The sequence below is a fragment of the Streptomyces tritici genome, from assembly GCF_048500665.1.
Lineage (GTDB): Bacteria > Actinomycetota > Actinomycetes > Streptomycetales > Streptomycetaceae > Streptomyces > Streptomyces tritici.
In genome coordinates this window covers 1,152,797-1,172,293 of the sequence record NZ_CP183183.1, presented here as the reverse complement: position 1 = coordinate 1,172,293, position 19,497 = coordinate 1,152,797, and the positions used below count along the sequence as shown (strand labels likewise).

Sequence of the window (19,497 nt, the reverse complement as noted above, 5' to 3'; positions counted from 1 at the left end):
AACCGCCTCCCAGCATGCCGCCGACCCGGCGCCCGGCCGCAAGCCCCCGGCGGGGCGGGGTCGTGCGGAAGCCCCGGGACTGCCACAGTATGTGACGCTTTGTCATCACAGTGTCACACAAGGAACCCCATGACCCGCTCCCACCCCTCCCACCCTTCGCACGCCTCGCATGCCTCCCATCCCTCCCGGACCCCCGAACGTCCGCGCACCCGGTTCGGCCTCGCCGTCGTGGGCGGCCTGCTCGTGCTGGCCGGTGCTCCTGCCGCGTACGCCACCCTCGGCGGCGAGCCGACCGCGCCGGAGACGGCCGGCGGCGCGGTCTCCGCCGCCACCGTCCGCGGCAAGGCGTACCGGGAGACCCGGCTGCTGTTCGGCACCGAGCGTCCCGACGGCGGTCCGGCCGTCACCGACGCCCAGTTCAGGGCCTTCGTCGACCAGGAGGTGACCCCGCGCTTCCCGGACGGGCTCACCGTCCAGGACGGCCGTGGACAGTGGCGGGACCGGAACGGCACCATCGAGAGGGAGCGCAGCTACGAACTGGTCCTGCTGTACCCGCAGTCGGAGACCGGGGCGCGCGATCCGCTGATCGAGCGCGTCCGCGAGGCGTACGAGCGGGCCTACGGGCAGGAGTCGGTGGGCCGGGTCGACTTGCCCGTCCGGGCGGACTTCTGAGACGCGGCGCACGTCCGGGGCCCCTGGCGCGCGAAAACTATCAGCGCTAGTTTGGGCCCCGGCGCCACGCGACGCGGCGCCCGGCGCCCGCGACGAAGGAGAGCAGCGGATGAAGGCCCACGACGCCCTGTACATCGACGGAGCCTGGCGTCCCGCCACCTCGGCCGAGACCCTCGACGTGGTCGACCCCGTCGGCGAGCGGGTCATCGGCCAGGTGCCCGCCGGCACCGCCGAGGACGTCGACGCCGCCGTCCGCGCGGCCCGGGCGGCGCTCCCCGGCTGGGCCGCCACCCCGCCCGCCGTGCGCGCCGCGTTCCTCGGGGCGATCCGCGACGGTCTGCGGGACCGGGCCGAGGAGCTGGCCGCCACCGTCACCGCCGAGCTCGGCGCCCCGGCGAAGATCGCCTCCCGGGTGCACGCCGGACTGCCGGTCGCGGTCGCCGCCTCGTACGCCGAACTGGCCGCCACCCACCCCTTCGAGGAGAAGGTCGGCAACTCGGTCGTGTACGCCGAGCCGGTCGGCGTCGTCGGGGCGATCACGCCCTGGAACTACCCGCTGCACCAGATCGTTGCCAAGGTGGCTCCCGCGCTCGCCGCCGGCTGCACCATCGTGGTGAAGCCGGCCGAGGACACCCCGCTCACCGCCCAGCTGTTCGCCGGGATCGTCGACGCGGCCGGCCTCCCGGCCGGCGTCTTCAACCTGGTCACCGGCCTCGGCCCGGTCGCCGGTCAGGCGCTCGCCGAGCACCCGGACGTCGACCTGGTCTCGTTCACCGGCTCGACCGCCGTCGGCCGGCGGATCGGCGCGGTGGCCGGCGGCGCGGTCAAGCGCGTCGCGCTCGAACTGGGCGGCAAGTCCGCCAACGTGATCCTGCCGAGCGCCGACCTGGCGAAGGCCGTCTCCGCCGGCGTCGCCAACGTCATGGCCAACTCCGGCCAGACGTGCAGCGCCTGGACCCGGATGCTCGTCCCCGCCGAGCGGTACGAGGAGGCCGTCGCGCTCGCCGCCGAGGCGGCCGCCGCGTACCGGCCGGGCGAGCGCCTCGGCCCGCTGGTGAGCGCCAAGCAGCGGGAGCGCGTGCGCGGTTACATCGCCCGGGGCGTCGAGGAGGGCGCGCGGCTCGTCGTCGGCGGGCCCGAGGCGCCGCTGGAGACCGGCTACTACGTGTCCCCGACCGTCTTCGCCGACGTCACCCCCGAGATGACCATCGCCCGGGAGGAGATCTTCGGCCCAGTGCTGTCGATCATGCGGTACGAGGACGAGGACGAGGCCCTCGCGATCGCCAACGGCACCGAGTACGGCCTCGGCGGCGCGGTGTGGGGCGAGCAGGAGGAGGCCGCCGCCTTCGCCCGCCGGATGGAGACCGGCCAGGTCGACATCAACGGCGGCCGCTTCAACCCGCTGGCGCCCTTCGGCGGCTACAAGCAGTCGGGCGTGGGCCGGGAACTCGGCGCGCACGGCCTTGCCGAGTACCTGCAGACGAAGTCGCTCCAGTTCTGACCGGATCGGGCCCCTTCCGGACCGGATCGGACCCTTTCCGGACGGGATCTGGTCACTCCCGACCCTGGTCGGAACCGGACCGGTTCCGACCGGACCCATCGACCCGCATCGCCGTCACGTCCCCGAGGAGTACGCCCGTGGTCCGCGCCGCCGTTCTGCCCGCCGTCGGTTCCCCGCTGGAGATCACCGGCGTGGAGCTGCCCGAGCCCGGCCCCGGGCAGGTACGGGTGCGCCTGGCCGCCGCCGGGGTCTGCCATTCCGACCTCTCCCTGTCCAACGGCACCATGCGCATACCGGTTCCCGCGATCCTCGGTCACGAGGGCGCGGGCACGGTCGTGTCCGTCGGCGAGGGCGTCGCGCACGTCGCGCCCGGCGACGCCGTCGTCCTCAACTGGGCGCCCTCCTGCGGTTCCTGCCACCACTGCGCGATCGGCGAGGTGTGGCTCTGCGCCGACGCGCTGACCGGGACGGGACGGGTCCACGCGGTCGCCGAGGACGGCAGGGAGCTGCACCCGGGCCTGAACGTCGCCGCCTTCGCCGAGGAGACGGTGGTGGCGGCCGACTGCGTGCTGCCGGCCCCGGAGGGCGTGTCCCTGGAGGACGCCGCGCTGCTGGGCTGCGCGGTGCTCACCGGCTGGGGCGCGGTGCACCACTCCGCCCGGGTCCGGGAGGGCGAGTCGGTGGTGGTCCTCGGCGTCGGCGGCGTCGGGCTCGCCGCCCTGCAGGCCGCCCGGATCGCCGGTGCGGGCCCGATCGTCGCGGTCGACGTGTCGCCCGGGAAGGAGGCCCTGGCGCGAGCGGCCGGGGCGACCGACTTCGTCCTGGCCTCCGAGGCCACCGCGAAGGACGTCCGGCGGCTGACCGGCGGGCTCGGCGCGGACGTGGCCGTCGAGTGCGTCGGCCGCGCCGCCACCATCCGCGCCGCCTGGGACTCCACGCGGCGCGGCGGACGCACCACCGTCGTCGGCATCGGCGGCAAGGACCAGCAGGTCACCTTCCACGCGCTGGAACTGTTCCACTGGGGCCGCACCCTCTCCGGCTGCGTCTACGGGAACTCCGACCCGGCGCGCGACCTGCCGGTCCTCGCCGCGCACATCCGGGCCGGCCGCCTCGACCCGGGCGCGCTGGTCACGGAGCGGATCACCCTCGACGGCATCCCCGGCGCCTTCGACAACATGCTGGCCGGCAAGGGCGGCCGGGCCCTGGTCGTCTTCCCGCCGCACGGGGACTGAGCCTCGCCTCAGACCGCCGCGGGTTCAGGCGCCGCGGCCCGCAGCAGGAGGTCCTCGTACACCGTGGGGTCGTCGCTCTCGACCACCGGCCAGCCGATCCCGTACGAGCCCTGCCAGCCGACGGAGATCCCCGGGTTGGCGTGGTCGGTGCCGTCCGGCAGGAACAGGTGCGGGCTGCAGACGACCGCGTCGGTGGCGGACAGGGCGGCGTGGGACGAGAGTTCCGCGCGCGCCCGTCCGTCGTCGAGCGCCTCGGCGAGCGCCGCGACGTCGACCGCCCCGGTGGCGGCGGCCACGTCGAGGATCACCTTCCGGTTGCTGACGCACCGCGACTCGGCCCAGAAGGCACGGCGCAGCCCCAGATCGAGCTGCTCCGAGGCGTGCAGCCCCTGCTCCTTGGCGGCGAGCACCGCCTCCAGGGCGGGCAGCGTCGTCGAGGGGTACAGCCAGTCCTTGGCCTGCCACAGCTGCCAGCCCGCGCCGGGCTCCAGGCTCGCCATCCGGGCCACCTCGCTGTCCGTGCCCGGACGCGGGCTCGGGGCGTCGTTCAGCAGCTCCAGCGGGAAGGCGCGCAGATCGAAGCGGACCCGGTCCTCCAGGCCGAGCCGGGCGCGGGTGGTGTGCAGCCGGTGCACGGCGATGTGCGCGAACGAGCACCAGATGTCGGAGTGGACGACGATGACGCCCGGGGGCGGGGTCGGGACGCTGATGCGAGACATGACGTACTCCTCGGAGGAATGGGCGGGATGACGGGTCCGTGAGGGCGCGGGCCCGAGCGGCTCAAAGGGCCGCCGGGCTCAGGCGAGCTGGATGGCGAGCGAGCCGGCGAGGAGCAGCCCCAGGCCGGTGGCGCGGGGCGGGGTCAGGGCCCGCCGGGGCAGCCGGAACAGGCCGCGATGGTCGATCAGGGCGGACGTGAGCTGCTGGCCGGTCACGGTGAGCGCGACGGTCACGGCCGCCCCGACGGCCGGGATGAGCAGGAACGTGCCGGTGACGTAGGCGGCGGCGCAGGCCCCGCCGAGCCAGCCCCACCACGGCATCCCGCGCAGCGGCGCGAGCCGCGGCCGCGGGGTGCGTCCCGTGGCGTACAGGACGAGCAGGACCGCGGCGATGGCCAGGGTCGCCACCGTGAAGCTGACCACCGCCACGGCCAGCGGTTCGTCGAGCCGGGCGCGCAGCCGGGCGTTCACGGCCCCCTGGACCGGCAGCACCGCCCCGGCGACGAGGCCGAGCGCCGGCCAGCCGCGGCGTCCGGCGCGGGAGAGCGCCGGTCCCGTGGCTGCTCCGGCGGCCCTCTGGGCCCGGATGATCACGACGATCCCGGCCAGGACCGCGAGGGCGCCCAGCAGCACCCAGGCGCTCGGCTCGCGGCGTACCAGGCCGAGCAGGCCGAACAGGTCGAGCGCGAGCGAGGCGAACATCTGGCCGGTCACGAACAGCCCCACGGCCGCGAGCGCGCCGAGCCGGGGGAACAGCAGGATGCCGCTGGTGATGTAGAGCGGGCTGGCGAGCCCGCCGAGCAGCAGCGGGCCGTCGACGTCGGGCAGCCGGCCGAGGGCCCCGAGCGCGCCGGCGGCCGCGGCGAGGACCGTGAGCAGGGCGGCGGCGAGGGCGAGTTGGAGGGCGGAGGCCCCGTACGGGGTGCCGACGGCCTTGGTGAGCTGGAGGTTCGCCGAGGCCTGGACGGCGAGGAGGCAGCCCACCAGCAGGGCCGCGGCGAGAAGCGCGGTGTGCATCTGAATCTCCCCCGGGCACGGGCGGGCGTCGCCCCGCACCGCTGGATAAGTGGACGCTGTGTCCACTTAGACTGCCACGGTCGAGTCAAACGGACAAGGTGTCCACTTGTCGGGTGAGGGTGTGGGTGAGGGCATTAAGGTCGGGGCCATGAGCGAGAAGGCCGGGGCCATGGGTGAGGAAGAACAGCCGGGCCGGAGCGGGGCGGCGGGGCCCGCACCGCGCCGCCGGGCGGACGCCGTGCGCAACCGCGAGCAGATCCTGGCCGCGGCCGAGCGGCTCTTCGCCGAGCGTGACCCCGGGACGGTCACCATGGACGCCGTCGCGAAGGCGGCCGGCGTCGGCCGGGCCACGCTCTACCGCAGCTTCCCCGATCCCTCGTCGATCGCGCTCGCGCTCCTCGACGAGCACGACCGCCGGCTCCAGCAGCAACTCGTCTACGGGCCGCCCCCATTGGGCCCGGGAGCGCCTCCCGCCGAACGGCTGGCCGCGTTCTACGGGGCGATGCTCGACCTGCTGCGGCAGCACCTCCCGCTCGCGCTGGGCGCGGAGACGGGGCCGGCCCGCTTCGCGACCGGCGCGTACGGGTTCTGGCGGGTGCACGTCCGCTCCCTGCTCGCCGAGGCCGGGGTCCCCGACCCGGACGCCGCGATCGACCTCGCGCTGAGCCCCCTCGCGCCCGAGCTCTACCGCTTCCAGCGCTTCGAGCGCGGGCTCTCGCACGAGCGGATCGCGGACTCCCTCGCCCGCTTCGCCCGGGGCCTGCTGACGGACTGACGACGCTCAGCGCGGCGACCGGAGACGGCCGGCGCAACGGCCGACGACGGTCAGCGCAGCGCGGACGGCTCGATGCCCAGCGTCTCGCGCAGCGCCCGCTCGCCGTCCGCGGTGACCTTCACCGCCCGCTCGCCGCCGATCCGTACGCACCACCCCGCCCGCAACGCGTGCGCGCACAGCGCCGCGCCCGCGGCCCCGGCGAGATGCGGCCGGCGCTCGGTCCAGTCGAGGCAGCCGCGGGCCAGCGGCCGCCGCCCATGGGCCGGCAGCGCGATCCCGAGCTCCCCGAACCAGGCCACGCCCCGGTCGGTGAGCGCGAACCCGGTGTCCTGGCGCAGCAGTCCGTGCCCCGTCATCGCGTCGGCGATCGCGATGCCCAGCCGGCCGGCGAGGTGGTCGTAGCAGGTACGGCCGCGCGCCAGCGCCCGCCCCGCGCTCGCGGCCCGCAGCGACCGCGGCGCCTCCGGCGCGGCCGGGCCCGCGGCGGCGGCCAGGTCCTCCACGAGCTGCGCGACCGCCGGCCCGGCCAGCCGCACGTACCGGTGCCGCCCCTGCCGCTCCTCGGCCAGCAGCCCGCCGGTGATCAGCTTGCCCAGGTGCTCGCTGGCCGTCGACGCCGCGACCCCCGCGTGCCGCGCCAGCTCCCCGGCGGTCCAGGCCCGCCCGTCGAGCAGGGCGAGACAGAACGCGGCGCGGGTCTCGTCGGCGAAGAGGGACGCGAAGGCGGCGAGTTCACGGGAGGCCATGGCCTCAGGATGCCCCGCTCACGCTTCGGCCGCGGCCGAAGCGTTCTTGCGCTCCCACTCCCACTGCCACAGCCGGCTCCACCGGTGGTCGTGCTCCATGCCCGGCTCGAGCGGTCCGACCCGCCGGATCGCCTCGTACGTGCGGGGATCGTCGCGCCGGGAGAGGCCGTGGCCGGCGATCACCCGCGCGAGCTGGTCCTCCTCGTCCATCAGCGCGAACAGCGCGTCCGCCACGGCCGGATCGAAGTCGTCGCATGCGGCCAGGACGTCCGCCGCGTTGCACCGCACGTTCGCGTCGGGGTCGCGCGCCAGCGCGAGCAGCGCCGCCCGGACCTCGGGCAAGCCCTCGTGCGTCTCGCCGAGCGTGCGGCAGGCGCCGGCGCGCACTCCGGCGTCCCCGTCCCGGGCGAGAACCAGCAGTACCGCACGGGCCCGCGGGTCGAGGGGCTGTTCGTGCAGACACGAGGTGGCCGCCATCCGCACGCCCGGATGCGGATGGCCGGCGTACCGCAGCCCGACCGTCATCATGTCCGGATGGTCGTGGTCGCACGCCCATGCGGCCAGAAGCTCGGCCAGGACCTCGCCGTCCGTCTCCTCCGCGGCCCACACGGCGAAGAGTTCGCCGGTCTCCTTCCCGTAGTCGTGCATGCTGCTGCCCCGCGACAGCGTGAAGTAGCGCAGGGCGTCGACCGCGAACCGGCGGCGCACGGGGTCGGGATCGTGCCGCAGCGCCGCGACGGCGGACCAGGTCTGCCTGCTGCGCCGGCCGCCCAGTACGTGCAGGACCGCCCACCAGTTCGCGTGCTCCGGATCGGCGCCCGCCCGTTCCGCGAGCTCCTCGACCGGCGTCAGGACGCGCAGCGCCCACTCCAGCTCGGTCAGGATCGCGCCGTGCCCGGCCCGCACCCGGCGGCCGTCCAGCGTGAGTTCGTCGACGTGGCTGTACTCGCCGTCCGCCACCCGCACCCGCTCGCCGGCCGCCCCCGCGCACCGCTCGTACAGGTCCCGTGCCAGGGCCAGCGCCCGGGCGCCCTGCGGCCCCCGGATGCGCGGCCCGAAGCCGTGTCCCCGCAGCGCCGCGAACATCGCCGGCGAGCCGCCCCCGATCGCCCGCAGCAGCGGCGTCGTCCCGTCCGGGAGCACGCGCAGCGGGTCCGCTCCGCCCTCCACCAGCGCCTCGGCGACGTCCGCCTGGTACGCGGCCACGGCCGAGCAGAGCACCGGCAGGCCGTCCTCCGCCGCCGTGTCCGGGTCCGCGCCCGCCTCGATCAGCCGCCGGACCTCCTCCGCGTCCCCGCCTCGTACGGCAGCTAGGAACTCCGCCCCGCCCACTGTCCCCGTACCCCCGTCTCGTACTGCAGCGCCAGCCCGTCCAGCAGCGCCGTCAGCCCCGTCTCGAACGCCCGCTCGTCGACGACCTCCTGGCGCTCCGCCAGGAGGTGGGCCTGCCCCAGGTGAGGGTAGTCGGCCGGGTCGTACGCGGACGCGTCGTCGACGAAGCCGCCGGCGAAGGAGCCGAGGGCCGAGCCGGTGATGAAGTAGCGCATCAGTGCGCCGATGGACGTGGCCTGGGCCGGCGGCCAGCCGGCGCGGACCATCGCGCCGAAGACCGCGTCGGCGACCTTGAGGCCGGCCGGGCGGCGCCCCGGGCCCTCGGCGAGCAGGGGCACCACGTGCGGGTGGTCGGCGAGGGCGGAGCGGTAGGAGACGGCCCAGTCGTGCAGGGCCGTGCGCCAGTCCCGGCCGTCGGTCTCGTCGAACATCGACAGGTCGATCTGCGCGCTGACCGCGTCGGCGACCGCGTCGAGGATCTCGTCCTTGGTGCGGAAGTGGTTGTAGAGGGAGGGGCCGCTGACGCCCAGTTCGGCCGCGAGCCGCCGGGTGGAGAGCGCCGCGAGGCCCTCCGCGTCCACGAGCGCCGCCGCCGTCTCGACGATCAGGTCTCGGCTGAGGAGGGGCTTGCGCGGTCGGGCCATGGCGCACATAGTAGGCGGGCGACATAAAACTAGCAGTGGTAATTAAACCTGGGGTGGCGTATGAACCTGGAGCTCAGCGAGGAGCAGGAGGCGGCCCGGCGACTCGCCGCGGACTTCGTCGCGCGCGAGGTCGCCCCGTACGCGACGGCCTGGGACCGCGCCGAGGAGGTCGACCGGGGGCTCGTGAAGAAGCTGGGGGATGTCGGCTTCCTCGGCCTGACGCTGCCCGAGGAGTACGGCGGCTCCGGCGGGGACCACCTCGCGTACTGCCTGGTGACCGAGGAACTGGGGCGCGGCGACTCCTCCGTGCGCGGCATCGTCTCGGTCTCCCTGGGTCTGGTCGCCAAGACCGTCGCGACCTGGGGTGATGAGGAGCAGAAGCGGACCTGGCTGCCCCGGCTGGCCTCGGGCGACGCGGTCGGCTGCTTCGGCCTGACCGAGCCCGGCACGGGCTCGGACGCCGGCAGCCTCACCACCCGGGCGGTCCGCGACGGCGACGCGTACGTGATCGACGGGGCGAAGACGTTCATCACCAACGGAACCTGGGCCGACGTCGTCCTGCTCTTCGCCCGGACCGGCGGCCCCGGCCACAAGGGCGTCTCCGCCTTCCTCGTCCCGGCCGACGCCCCCGGCCTCACCCGCCGTGCCATCCACGGCAAGCTCGGGCTGCGCGGCCAGGCCACCGCCGAGCTGGTCCTCGAGGGCGTGCGCGTGCCCGCCTCCGCGATGCTCGGGCCGGAGGGCAAGGGCTTCTCGGTCGCCATGTCGGCCCTGGCCAAGGGCCGGATGTCGGTGGCCGCGGGGTGCGTGGGCATCGCGCAGGCCGCGCTGGACGCGGCGGTGCGGTACGCGGGGGAGCGGGCGCAGTTCGGCAAGCCCATCGCCGCGTACCAGCTGGTGCAGGAGCTGATCAGCGACATCGCCGTCGACGTGGACGCGGCCCGGCTGCTGACCTGGCGGGTCGCCGATCTGATCGACCGGGGGCAGGACTTCGCCACCGCCGCCTCCAAGGCCAAGCTGTACGCCTCCGAGGCCGCGGTCCGCTGCGCCAACAGCGCGCTCCAGGTCTTCGGCGGCTACGGCTACATCGACGAGTACCCGGTCGGCAAGCTGCTGCGGGACGCGCGGGTGATGACCCTGTACGAGGGCACCAGCCAGATCCAGAAGCTGATCATCGGCCGCGCGCTCACGGGCGTGTCCGCGTTCTGAGTACCGCGCTGAGTATCCGGGCGGATGCGGCACGGGGCACGTCCGCCCGATCCTGTCCGGCATGAGCGACACACCGGTCAAGCAGCAGAACACCGCCGCCTACTACATGCAGGCCGTGATCTCCTTCGGGATCGCCCTCGGCGCCACCGGCCTCGGGATCCTCAACCTCGACGCCGACGTCTGGGTCCGGGCCTTCCTCGGCATCGCGGTGCTGTACCTCACCACCTCGGCCTTCACCCTGGCCAAGGTCGTCCGCGACCGGCAGGAGGCGGGGCAGATCGTCAGCCGGGTCGACCAGGCGCGCCTGGAGAAGCTGCTCGCCGAGCACGACCCGTTCCAGAAGCTCTAAGCGCTTGCTCAGCTTCGTTGTACAGTGTTCGTCCTGACGGCGGGAGAAAGGGCGAACGATGACCGCGGCGGAGGAGACGGTCCCCGACGAGGACAAGCCATGGGGTGAGGTCACCCCCGAGGCGGCGCGCAAGCTGCTGGTGGCGGCCGTCGAGGCGTTCGCCGAGCGCGGCTACCACGCCACCACCACGCGCGACATCGCCGGCCGGGCCGGCATGAGCCCGGCGGCGCTCTACATCCACTACAAGACCAAGGAGGAGCTGCTCCACCGGATCAGCCGGATCGGTCACGACCGGGCCCTGGAGATCCTCCAGGAGGCGGCCGCCGGACCCGGCACGGCCGCGGAGCGGCTCGCGGACGCCGTCCGCTCCTTCGTCCGCTGGCACGCCGAGCGGCACACCACCGCGCGCGTCGTCCAGTACGAGCTGGACGCGCTCGGTCCCGAGCACCGCACCGAGATCGTGGATCTGCGGCGCAGGAGCGACGCGGCGGTGCGGGAGATCATCGAGCAGGGCGTCGCGGCGGGCGAGTTCGACGTGCCCGACGTGCCCGGCACCACGGTCGCCGTGCTCTCCCTGTGCATCGACGTCTCCCGCTGGTTCAACGCGCAGGGTCGTCGCACCCCCGACGAGGTCGGCGCGCTCTACGCCGACCTCGTGCTGAGGATGGTCGGCGCTCAGAAGTAGTAGCGCGACACGGACTCGGCGACGCACACCGGCTTGTCGCCGCCCTCGCGCTCGACGGTCACCTGCGCGGTGACCTGCACGCCCCCGCCCGCCTCGGTGACCTCCGTGAGCACGGCGGTGGCGCGCACGCGCGAGCCGACCGGGACGGGCGCGGGGAAACGCACCTTGTTCGTCCCGTAGTTCAGGCCCATCCGCATGCCCTCGACCCGCATGATCTGCGGGACCAGCGTGGGCAGCAGCGAGAGCGTCAGATAGCCGTGCGCGATGGTCTTCCCGAACGGGCCGGCCGCGGCGCGCTCCGGGTCCACGTGGATCCACTGGTGGTCCCCGGTGGCCTCGGCGAAGAGGTCGATCCGCTTCTGCTCGACCTCCAGCCAGTCGCTGGGTCCGAGCGGCTCGCCCACGGCGGCGGTCAGCTCCTCGGCGGAGGTGAAGATCCTCGGCTCGGCCATGTCCCTGCTCCCTCTGACGTTCTCACGCTCTGCACGGAAACACTTCGCAACGCTTCACGAAAACTCTAAGCGACTGCTTAGCATGTTGGGTCCGGGGTCGTCTGTCAATGGGGGACAGTAGGGTTCGGGGAGTGCCGCAGATTCCAGAGAAGATCCACGAGCTCACGGTCGGCCAGCTGTCCGCGCGCAGCGGGGCGGCGGTGTCCGCCCTCCACTTCTACGAGTCCAAGGGACTGATCTCCAGCCGCCGGACCATCGGCAACCAGCGCCGCTATTCCCGGGACGCCCTGCGCCGGGTCGCCTTCGTCCGCGCCGCGCAGCGGGTCGGCATCCCGCTCGCCACCATCCGGGAGGCGCTCGCCGCGCTGCCCGAGGAGCGCACCCCCACCCGCGAGGACTGGGCCCGGCTCTCCGAGACCTGGCGCTCCGAACTGGACGAGCGGATCCGGCAGCTCGGCCGGCTCCGCGACCACCTGACCGACTGCATCGGCTGTGGCTGCCTGTCCCTGGAGAACTGCGTGCTCTCCAACCCCGACGACGTCGTCGGCGAGCGGATGACGGGCTCCCGGCTCATGGGGGAGCGCCGCCCCGGCGCGTGACGCGCAGACGCACTCTTCGGTGCCGGTGCCGGTGCCGGTACGCGGACGGGGGACCCGCCCCCCGCGCGGGTCCCCCGTCCGCCGTCCCCGGGCCGGCCTACTCGTACTCGGTGCCGCCCTTGCGGGTCAGATACGCCGGGCTGACGGACTTGGCGATCGCCCGCCCGCCGACCACCGGGCTGTACCGGCCGGTCGCGGAACGGATCACCACGCCCTCCCGCAGATGCAGGTCGCGGCCGGAGACCGTCTCCCGGCCGCTGGTCAGCTCCAGCACCGTCGCCAGGTCGTACGGGCCGCTGTACAGCCGCGGGACGAGCGGCAGTTCGCCGTCGCCCAGCACCTCGGCCGGGTCCAGCCAGACCACCCGGCCGTCGATGTCGGCGGACACGTCGAAGACCGCGAGGCCGAGGCCGTCCTCGGCGCGGGCGTCCGCCCCGTACGCCAGGTCCTGGACGCCCGCGCCGTACACCTCGCCGAAGATCCCCACCCGGTCCGCGCCGAGCCGCTCGGCGAGCGCGGCGGCGACCGCGGGGACGCCGTGGCCGTGGACGGCGCGCCAGTACAGGTTGCGCGGATCCTCCTTCAGGGCCAGGCCCTTGGAGCCGAAGCCCTTGGAGGACACCTGCACACGGCCGTCGCCGGCGTGGTACGTCACCAGGCAGGCCGTGCCGTGCAGCTTCTCGGTCACCGTCACCGGCTCCCCGGGCTCGAACACGTCCGGGTACCGCTGGATGTTCTCGATGTCCGTCCACGGCAGCAGGTCCGGCGCGGACTCCACCTCCCCGCTCATCGTCGGCGGGATCGGCGGGGCCCACTTGGTGATGCCCAGGCGCTCCGCGAAGTCCGCGCCCTCGGCGGCCGCCCGCGCCAGCTCCTCCTCGGCGAGCGCCCGCGGACGGCAGACGATGCCCTGCGACAGCTCGCCGCGCAGCCGTACCGCCTTCACCCGGTCCTTCGCCTTGCCGGCGAGCCGGCCGGTGAGCCCCAGCTCCTCGATCAACCCGGCGGGCAGCACGGCCTGTTCGGGGATGTACAGGGCGATGTCGCCCGTCTTGTACGCCCCCTTGGCCACGACGGCGCGGTACAGGCCCACCTGGGCCAGCTCCAGCGCGTCGGCGTTCGGATGGGGATGGACGGTCAGGACTTCGGCGGTCACGCGCAGGGTGGACATCGTCGGGGCTCCGGTCGCTCGGGTTCGTGTGTCATCGCCGGACACTCTGCCGAGCCGGAAAACCCCTGGGCCAGGGATTTTCGTTCTGTTAGCGTCGCGCCGCGCCCACCGGCACCCGTCGGGCCCGTCCCGCGTCGGGCGTCAGGACCGCCGCCGGGAGCGTCACCCCGCAGGTCCCGCAGACCGGTTCGGGCCGGCGCTCGATCCGCGTCCCCGCGCAGACCGGGCAGTGCGCGCCCGGAGCGGCGCGCAGCGCGGCTATCAGCCGGCGCAGCACCTCCGCCAGCGGCTCCGACGGATGCACCCCCGGATCGTCGCAGCGCGCGACCCCGTTGCCGCCCCAGGTGCGGCGGTGCCAGTCGTCCACCGAGGCCGGCCGGCGCAGGCCGTCGTGCTTCTCGCGCCGCCGCCGTTCGGCGAACTCCCGCTCGTACGCGAGCCAGACCGTCCGCGCCTCCTCCAGTTCGTCGAGCGCGGCCACCAGCCGCGCCGGATCCAGCTCCCGGTCCTCGGGCCCGAACCCGTGCCTGCGGCACAGATGGGCCCAGGTGGCCCGGTGCCCGTACGGGGCGAACCGCTCCAGGCACTTGCGCAGCGAGTACCTGCGCAGCGCGAGATCGCACCTCGGGTCACGTACCTGTCTGGCGAGACTCCGGAAACCGGCCATCGCTCCGCCACCTCCGTCGCTGGTGCTTCGGCGTCATGAGAGGGACGAACGAGAGGCCCTTCCTGTTCCATCGGAGTTCGAGCGCGGGCCGTCATTGGCGCGGAAGAGACGGGCCGGAACGCGCCGGAACCTGACCCTCCGCACCGGCTCAGCGGCCGAAACGGCCCGCCGAGGCCACCACCCGCGCCAGCTCCGGATGGCAGATGTCGCTGTGCGCGCCGGACGGCGGCCCGCCCCGCCGCACCACCGCCGCCGCGTCCACGTTCACGCAGCCGCGGCCCGGGATCCCGGCCCGCAGCGCCTCGCCCAGGGTCAGCGCCCGGGTGCCCGGCACCGCCTGGATGCCGTCGTGCCCGACCGCCCACCAGCGCCGGTCGAGCCCCACGACCCGCGAGTCGTCCCCGGACAGCCGGGAGGCCAGCGGGTAGATCACGCCCAGCGCCGTGTCGTGCCGGGAGTAGCAGGCCACCACCGGCCCGTCGACCCGGCGCTGCATGTCCCGCAGCGCCCCCGAGGCGTCCCGGTCGTGCGGCAGGCTCGACGCGAACGCGTAGTGCGAGAACGCCCCTTGGAGCAGCGTCACGGACTTCACGTTCCGGGCCCCGGACGGCAGCCCCCGCAGCGCGAACGCCACCAGCCGGGCGCCCATGCTGTGGCCCACGAGATGGATCCGCAGCGCCGGGGCGCTGCGCGCCAGCCCGCCGAGCAGCGGGCCGAGCCCCCGCTCGCCGACCGTCCCGGCCCGGCGCTTCATCGTGTAGTACGTGGCCTGGCGCAGCGCCTCCTCCGCGCCCTTCCACAGCCGGCGCAGCCCGCCGCCGAACAGCTCGGGGCCGTCCACCGCGTCGTCCGCCGCGCCCCCCTGCCCGTCCAGGGACTCCAGCGCCGCCGTGAAGAGCCCGCAGGTCTCCACCGGGTCCCCGGTCAGGAACGCCGGCACCGCCTCGTCCGCCCCGGCGAGCACCGCCGCCCGGTCCACGTCCGTCAGGTCCCGCAGCAGCGCCCCGAACTCCGCGAACGCGGCCTCGCTCTCCGGCCGTTCCCCGAGCAGCTCCGCGAGCCGGCCCACGGTCCGCTCCTTGCCCGGCAGTTGCACCGCCAGGGCCTCGAAGTCGGGGACCGGCTCGCCGGTGAACCACATCGACGGCCAGAAAACGCCCCCGTAGCCGATCCTCGCCCCCTCGCCGACGAGCCCCGGGAAGGGGGCGAAGAAGGCCGAATACAGCCGGGCCGCCACGGATCTCGAGCTGTTCCAGCCGTGCGCGAACAGCACCAGATCCGTCACCCCCAGCCGGAGCAGGGCGTCCCGCTGCCCCGCGGCCCCGTCGCCCTCCTTGTCGAAGACGACCTCCCGGTACGGCTGCACACTCATCCCGGCCATGGCCCGCCCCTCCGCGTCGAGGATCGCTGCCCGGTCAGCATCCTGCAGAACCGGAGGGACGGCCATACCCGGCGCGGCGACGACCGCCGCGGCCCCGCGCCGGCCGTACGCGACGGCCGCGACGCCCCGGCGCCGGCGGTCCGGGACGGCCGCCACGCCCCGGCGTCAGCGGTACAGCAGGTACTCCTCGCGCACCGCCCGGAAGGCCGCCAGGTCCGCCTGCCAGGCCCCGGTCACCTCGTCCGGCCCTGCGCCCGCGTCGATCATGGTCCGGACCCGGGTCGACCCGGTGAGCTTGTCGATCCAGTGGTCCGCCCGCCAGGCGAAACCGCTCCACGACCGCTTCGCCGTCACCAGCAGCGCGACGCCCGTGCGCACCGGGTCGAACGCGGCCCGGTCGTGCACCATCAGCTGCACGCCGCCGACCGTCCTGCCCTGGAACTTCGAGAACGTCGGCGCGAAGTACGCCTCGCGGAACCGCACGCCGGGCAGCTCCAGCGCGTTCGCCGTCTCCGCCCACCGCCGGTCCACGCCCTCCGCGCCCAGGAGTTCGAACGGCCGGGTGGTGCCCCTGCCCTCGGAGAGGTTCGTCCCCTCGAAGAGACAGGTTCCGGCGTACACCAGCGCCGTGTCCGGCGTCGGCATGTTCGGGCTCGGCGGCACCCACGGCAGGCCCGTCGCGTCGAAGAACTCCGAGCGCCGCCAGCCCGTCATCCGGACCGTCCCCAGCTCCACCGGCCGCGCCAGGAACTCGGCGTTGAACAGCAGGGCCAGCTCCGCCACCGTCATGCCGTGCGCCTGCGCGATCGGCTCGCGGCCCACGAAGGTCGCGAACGCCCGGTCCAGGACCGGCCCGAGGGCCGCCCGTCCGGTGACCGGGTTCGGCCGGTCCAGCACCACGAACCGCTTGCCCGCCAGCTCCGCCGCGACCATGCAGTCGTACATGGTCCAGATGTACGTGTAGAAGCGCGCGCCCGCGTCCTGGATGTCGAACACCACCGTGTCCACGCCCGAGGCGGTGAACACGTCCGCGAGCGGCCGGCCGCTCTTGAGGTACGTGTCGTAGACGGGCAGCCCGGTCGCCGGGTCGTCGTACCGCCCCTCCGAGCCGCCCGCCTGCGCGGTGCCCCGGAAGCCGTGCTCCGGGCCGAACACCGCGATCAGGTCCACCCGGTCGTCGGCGTGCATCACGTCCACGATGTGCCGGGCGTCGGCCGTGATCCCGGTCGGGTTGGTGACCACCCCGACCTTCTGTCCCGACAGCGCCGCGAAACCGTCGGCCGCCAGCCGCTCGAAGCCGGTGCGCACCCGGCCGTGCCGCTCCTCCCGCGCCGCCGCCGGCCCGCCGGCGACCGCGACCGCGCCCAGTGCGCCGCCGCCGGCCAGTAGACCCCGTCTGGACAGGCTCATGCGGAAACCTCCTTGATCGCCTTTCCTGACATGGCCACGCACGCTAGCGCGGACGGGGGCGCGGCGGAACGAGGCGTGCGCGCGCCGTCACGCCGGTTCCCCCGGCCTGTCCCCTCCGCCGCCGCTCGGCCTTCCGCCCGGCATACCGACCGGTTAGTCTGCTGTCCGTCGAACGTGAGGGAGAGGCGGGACCCATGAGCGCGGTACAGGGGCAGACAGTGGTCGTCACGGGCGCGGGCGGAGGCATCGGTGCGGCGCTTGCCCGCCGGTTCGCCGCCGAGGGCGCCACGGTCGTGGTCAACGACCTCGACCCGGGCCGGACCAAGGCCGTCGCGGAGGAGATCGGCGCCACGGCCGTCGCCGGCGACGCCTCCGCGATCGTCGAGGAGGCCCGCGAGGCCCTCGGCGGCCACATCGACGTCTGGTGCGCCAACGCCGGACTCGCCTCGCCCGGCGACGCCTTCGCCGACGAGGCCGTCTGGGCCGCCGCCTGGGACGTCAACGTGATGGCGCACGTGCGCGCGGCCCGCGCCCTGCTGCCCGCGTGGCTGGAGCGCGGCAGCGGCCGCTTCGTCTCCACCGTCTCCGCCGCCGGCCTGCTCACCATGGTCGGCGCGGCCCCGTACAGCGTCTCCAAGCACGGCGCGTACGCCTTCGCCGAATGGCTCTCGCTCACCTACCGGCACCGCGGCCTCAAGGTCCACGCGATCTGCCCGCAGGGCGTCCGCACCGACATGCTCACCGCCGCCGGCTCGGCCGGCGAGCTGGTCCTCGCGCCCACGGCCATCGAGCCCGAGGACGTCGCGGACGCGCTCTTCGAGGGCATCGGGGCCGACCGCTTCCTGATCCTGCCGCACCCCGAGGTCGCCGACTACTACCGGGCCCGGGCCGGCGACCCCGAGCGCTGGCTGGGCAACATGAACCACATCCAGCGGAAATGGGAATCCTGACGGAGACCCCGTCCGGCGGAAGTGGGAAGATCCTCGGAAGGGGACGGCGTTCCCCACCCGACCACGAGCACACGGTGAGAACGAGAGAAAGGCGGCGGTGCATGGCCAGGACGACGGACGGGAGCGGCACCCCCGTCCCGCAGAGGCTGCTGGCCGCCGCCACCCGGCTGTTCGCCGAGCAGGGCTACGACCGGACCTCCGTGCAGGAGATCGTCGAGGCGGCCGGCGTCACCAAGGGCGCGCTGTACCACTACTTCGGCTCCAAGGAGGACCTCCTCCAGGAGGTCTACGCGCGGGTCCTGCGGCTCCAGCAGGAGCGCCTGGACGCCTTCGCGGGCGCCGACGCGCCCGTCGAGGAGCGGCTGCGGGACGCGGCGGCGGACGTGGTGGTGACCACCATCGAGAACCTCGACGACGCCTCGATCTTCTTCCGCTCGATGCACCACCTGAGCCCGGAGAAGAACAAGCAGGTCCGCGCCGAGCGCCGGCGCTACCACGAGCGGTTCCGGGCGCTGATCGAGGAGGGCCAGGAGAGCGGCGTGTTCTCCTCCGCCACTCCGGCGGACCTGGTGGTCGACTACCACTTCGGCTCGGTGCACCACCTGTCGACGTGGTACCGCCCCGACGGCCCGCTCACCCCACAGCAGGTCGCCGACCACCTGGCCGACCTCCTGCTCCGCGCGCTGCGCCCGTAGGGCCCCCGCGGCGCACGGGGTTCCACGGGGGTGCGGCGGCCGCATCCCGTCGGCCGCCGCACCGGATCCGGGCGTCTCAGCGGTACGTGCGCAGCTCCTGCCGGGCCAGGGAGCGCTGGTGCACCTCGTCAGGGCCGTCCGCCAGCTGCAGCGTCCGCGCCGACGCCCAGAGCTCGGCCAGCGGGAAGTCCTGGGAGACCCCGCCCGCGCCGTGCAGCTGGACCGCCCGGTCGATGATGCCGACCACCGCGCGCGGGGTGGCGATCTTGATGGCCTGGATCTCCGTGTGGGCGCCCCGGTTGCCGACGGTGTCCATCAGCCAGGCGGTCTTCAGGACCAGCAGCCGCAGCTGCTCGATCGTCACGCGGGCGTCCGCGATCCAGTTCTGCACCACGCCCTGCTCGGCCAGCGTCTTGCCGAAGGCGGTCCGGGAGACCGCCCGCCGGCACATCAGCTCCACGGCCCGCTCGGCCATGCCGATCAGCCGCATGCAGTGGTGGATCCGCCCCGGCCCCAGGCGGGCCTGGGCGATGCCGAAGCCGCCGCCCTCGTCGCCGATCAGGTTCGCCGCCGGCACCCGCACGTTCTCGAACACGACCTCGGCGTGGCCGCCGTGCGAGTGGTCCTCGAAGCCGTACACCTGCATCGCCCGCCGCACCTGGACGCCCGGGGTGTCCCGCGGCACGAGGATCATCGACTGCTGGCGGCGGATGTCCGGGCCGTCCGGGTCGGTCTTGCCCATCACGATGAAGATCCGGCAGTTCGGGTTCATCGCCCCGGAGATGTACCACTTGCGGCCGTTGATCACGTAGTCGTCGCCGTCGCGCTCGATCCGCGTCTCGACGTTGGTGGCGTCCGAGGAGGCCACCTCCGGCTCGGTCATCGCGAAGGCGGAGCGGATCTCCCCGGCGAGCAGCGGCTCCAGCCATTGATTCTTCTGCGCCTCGTCGCCGAAGAGCGCGAGCACCTCCATGTTGCCGGTGTCCGGGGCCGCGCAGTTCAGCGCGGTGGGGGCCAGCTCCGGGCTGCGGCCGGTGATCTCCGCGAGCGGGGCGTACTGGAGGTTGGTGAGCCCCGCGCCGTACTCCTCGTCCGGCAGGAACAGGTTCCACAGGCCCTGGCGGCGGGCCTCGGCCTTCAGCTCCTCCACGATCGGCGGAGTGTCCCAGGGAGAGGGGAGCGCGGCGCGCTGCTCGTGCGCGACCGGCTCGGCCGGGTACACGTGCTCGTCCATGAAGGCGAGCAGCCGCGCGCGCAGCTCCTCGGTGCGGGCGTCGAATGCGAAGTCCAT

21 protein-coding genes are annotated in these 19,497 nt (G+C 74.3%); 10 read left to right on the top strand and 11 right to left on the bottom strand.

What is annotated here, in order from left to right:
• Nucleotides 1–129 precede the first annotated feature (129 nt).
• The 3 genes from ACNJ93_RS05460 (at nt 130) to ACNJ93_RS05450 (ending at nt 3,405) form a co-directional block, all read left to right on the top strand.
• Entirely contained in the window at nt 130–672 is a 543-nt protein-coding gene (locus ACNJ93_RS05460; RefSeq protein WP_418956186.1) for a DUF3574 domain-containing protein, read from the top strand.
• Between the two features lie 109 nt (nt 673–781).
• Entirely contained in the window at nt 782–2,173 is a 1,392-nt protein-coding gene (locus ACNJ93_RS05455) for an aldehyde dehydrogenase family protein (RefSeq protein ID WP_418956185.1), read from the top strand.
• A gap of 137 nt (nt 2,174–2,310) precedes the next feature.
• On the top strand, nt 2,311–3,405 hold the full coding sequence (locus ACNJ93_RS05450; protein ID WP_418956184.1) for a zinc-binding dehydrogenase: 1,095 nt from the start codon (nt 2,311–2,313) through the stop codon (nt 3,403–3,405).
• Between the two features lie 8 nt (nt 3,406–3,413).
• Here ACNJ93_RS05450 and ACNJ93_RS05445 read toward each other — a convergent pair whose 3' ends face one another.
• Nucleotides 3,414–4,124, bottom strand: a complete 711-nt coding sequence (locus ACNJ93_RS05445) for a DsbA family oxidoreductase (RefSeq protein ID WP_418956183.1) — start codon at nt 4,122–4,124, stop codon at nt 3,414–3,416.
• Nucleotides 4,125–4,202: 78 nt separating this feature from the next.
• A complete protein-coding gene (locus ACNJ93_RS05440; RefSeq protein WP_418956182.1) occupies nt 4,203–5,141 on the bottom strand; it encodes a DMT family transporter in 939 nt (312 codons plus the stop codon).
• A gap of 169 nt (nt 5,142–5,310) precedes the next feature.
• Between ACNJ93_RS05440 and ACNJ93_RS05435 the strand changes: the two genes are divergently transcribed.
• The gene (locus ACNJ93_RS05435; protein ID WP_418961315.1) at nt 5,311–5,916 is read left to right on the top strand and encodes a TetR/AcrR family transcriptional regulator; all 606 of its coding nucleotides are present in this window, start codon (nt 5,311–5,313) and stop codon (nt 5,914–5,916) included.
• 50 nt (nt 5,917–5,966) lie between these two features.
• Here the strand turns inward: ACNJ93_RS05435 and ACNJ93_RS05430 are convergent, their stop codons facing one another.
• The 3 genes from ACNJ93_RS05430 to ACNJ93_RS05420 are packed head-to-tail and all read right to left on the bottom strand — an operon-like array spanning nt 5,967 to nt 8,647.
• Nucleotides 5,967–6,662, bottom strand: coding sequence for an ArsR/SmtB family transcription factor (locus ACNJ93_RS05430; RefSeq protein ID WP_418956181.1), 696 nt, complete (start codon nt 6,660–6,662; stop codon nt 5,967–5,969).
• An 18-nt stretch (nt 6,663–6,680) separates the two neighbouring features.
• Nucleotides 6,681–7,994, bottom strand: coding sequence for a HEAT repeat domain-containing protein (locus ACNJ93_RS05425; protein ID WP_418956180.1), 1,314 nt, complete (start codon nt 7,992–7,994; stop codon nt 6,681–6,683).
• Nucleotides 7,973–8,647, bottom strand: coding sequence for a TetR/AcrR family transcriptional regulator (locus tag ACNJ93_RS05420; protein WP_418956179.1), 675 nt, complete (start codon nt 8,645–8,647; stop codon nt 7,973–7,975). Before ACNJ93_RS05420 ends, ACNJ93_RS05425 begins: the two co-directional genes overlap by 22 nt.
• Before the next feature lie 51 nt (nt 8,648–8,698).
• On the opposite strand from ACNJ93_RS05420, the gene ACNJ93_RS05415 reads away from it, so the two are divergent.
• The 3 genes from ACNJ93_RS05415 (at nt 8,699) to ACNJ93_RS05405 (ending at nt 10,881) form a co-directional block, all read left to right on the top strand.
• On the top strand, nt 8,699–9,847 hold the full coding sequence (locus ACNJ93_RS05415; RefSeq protein ID WP_418956178.1) for an acyl-CoA dehydrogenase family protein: 1,149 nt from the start codon (nt 8,699–8,701) through the stop codon (nt 9,845–9,847).
• A 61-nt stretch (nt 9,848–9,908) separates the two neighbouring features.
• Nucleotides 9,909–10,196 (top strand): YiaA/YiaB family inner membrane protein, encoded by a 288-nt coding sequence (locus ACNJ93_RS05410; RefSeq protein ID WP_418956177.1) that lies wholly within the window; start codon nt 9,909–9,911, stop codon nt 10,194–10,196.
• 58 nt (nt 10,197–10,254) lie between these two features.
• The gene (locus ACNJ93_RS05405; RefSeq protein WP_418956176.1) at nt 10,255–10,881 is read left to right on the top strand and encodes a TetR/AcrR family transcriptional regulator; all 627 of its coding nucleotides are present in this window, start codon (nt 10,255–10,257) and stop codon (nt 10,879–10,881) included.
• Here the strand turns inward: ACNJ93_RS05405 and ACNJ93_RS05400 are convergent.
• Nucleotides 10,872–11,333, bottom strand: coding sequence for a MaoC family dehydratase (locus ACNJ93_RS05400; RefSeq protein ID WP_418956175.1), 462 nt, complete (start codon nt 11,331–11,333; stop codon nt 10,872–10,874). The genes ACNJ93_RS05405 and ACNJ93_RS05400 overlap by 10 nt on opposite strands.
• A 131-nt stretch (nt 11,334–11,464) precedes the next feature.
• On the opposite strand from ACNJ93_RS05400, the gene soxR reads away from it, so the two are divergent.
• On the top strand, nt 11,465–11,932 hold the full coding sequence (gene soxR, locus ACNJ93_RS05395) for a redox-sensitive transcriptional activator SoxR (protein WP_418956174.1): 468 nt from the start codon (nt 11,465–11,467) through the stop codon (nt 11,930–11,932).
• A gap of 97 nt (nt 11,933–12,029) precedes the next feature.
• Here soxR and ACNJ93_RS05390 read toward each other — a convergent pair whose 3' ends face one another.
• From ACNJ93_RS05390 to ACNJ93_RS05375, 4 genes are all read right to left on the bottom strand, one after another.
• Nucleotides 12,030–13,103, bottom strand: a complete 1,074-nt coding sequence (locus ACNJ93_RS05390; RefSeq protein ID WP_418956173.1) for an RNA ligase (ATP) — start codon at nt 13,101–13,103, stop codon at nt 12,030–12,032.
• An 88-nt stretch (nt 13,104–13,191) separates the two neighbouring features.
• Entirely contained in the window at nt 13,192–13,770 is a 579-nt protein-coding gene (locus ACNJ93_RS05385; RefSeq protein WP_418956172.1) for a hypothetical protein, read from the bottom strand.
• A 148-nt stretch (nt 13,771–13,918) separates the two neighbouring features.
• The gene (locus ACNJ93_RS05380) at nt 13,919–15,151 is read right to left on the bottom strand and encodes an alpha/beta hydrolase (RefSeq protein ID WP_418956171.1); all 1,233 of its coding nucleotides are present in this window, start codon (nt 15,149–15,151) and stop codon (nt 13,919–13,921) included.
• Nucleotides 15,152–15,316: 165 nt separating this feature from the next.
• A complete protein-coding gene (locus ACNJ93_RS05375; RefSeq protein WP_418956170.1) occupies nt 15,317–16,561 on the bottom strand; it encodes an exo-beta-N-acetylmuramidase NamZ domain-containing protein in 1,245 nt (414 codons plus the stop codon).
• A gap of 194 nt (nt 16,562–16,755) precedes the next feature.
• On the opposite strand from ACNJ93_RS05375, the gene ACNJ93_RS05370 reads away from it, so the two are divergent.
• Nucleotides 16,756–17,511: an SDR family oxidoreductase gene (locus ACNJ93_RS05370; RefSeq protein WP_418956169.1), complete on the top strand. Its 756-nt coding sequence runs from the start codon at nt 16,756–16,758 to the stop codon at nt 17,509–17,511.
• 101 nt (nt 17,512–17,612) lie between these two features.
• Nucleotides 17,613–18,206, top strand: a complete 594-nt coding sequence (locus ACNJ93_RS05365; RefSeq protein ID WP_418956168.1) for a TetR/AcrR family transcriptional regulator — start codon at nt 17,613–17,615, stop codon at nt 18,204–18,206.
• Between the two features lie 76 nt (nt 18,207–18,282).
• Here the strand turns inward: ACNJ93_RS05365 and ACNJ93_RS05360 are convergent, their stop codons facing one another.
• Nucleotides 18,283–19,497, bottom strand: a complete 1,215-nt coding sequence (locus ACNJ93_RS05360) for an acyl-CoA dehydrogenase family protein (protein ID WP_418956167.1) — start codon at nt 19,495–19,497, stop codon at nt 18,283–18,285.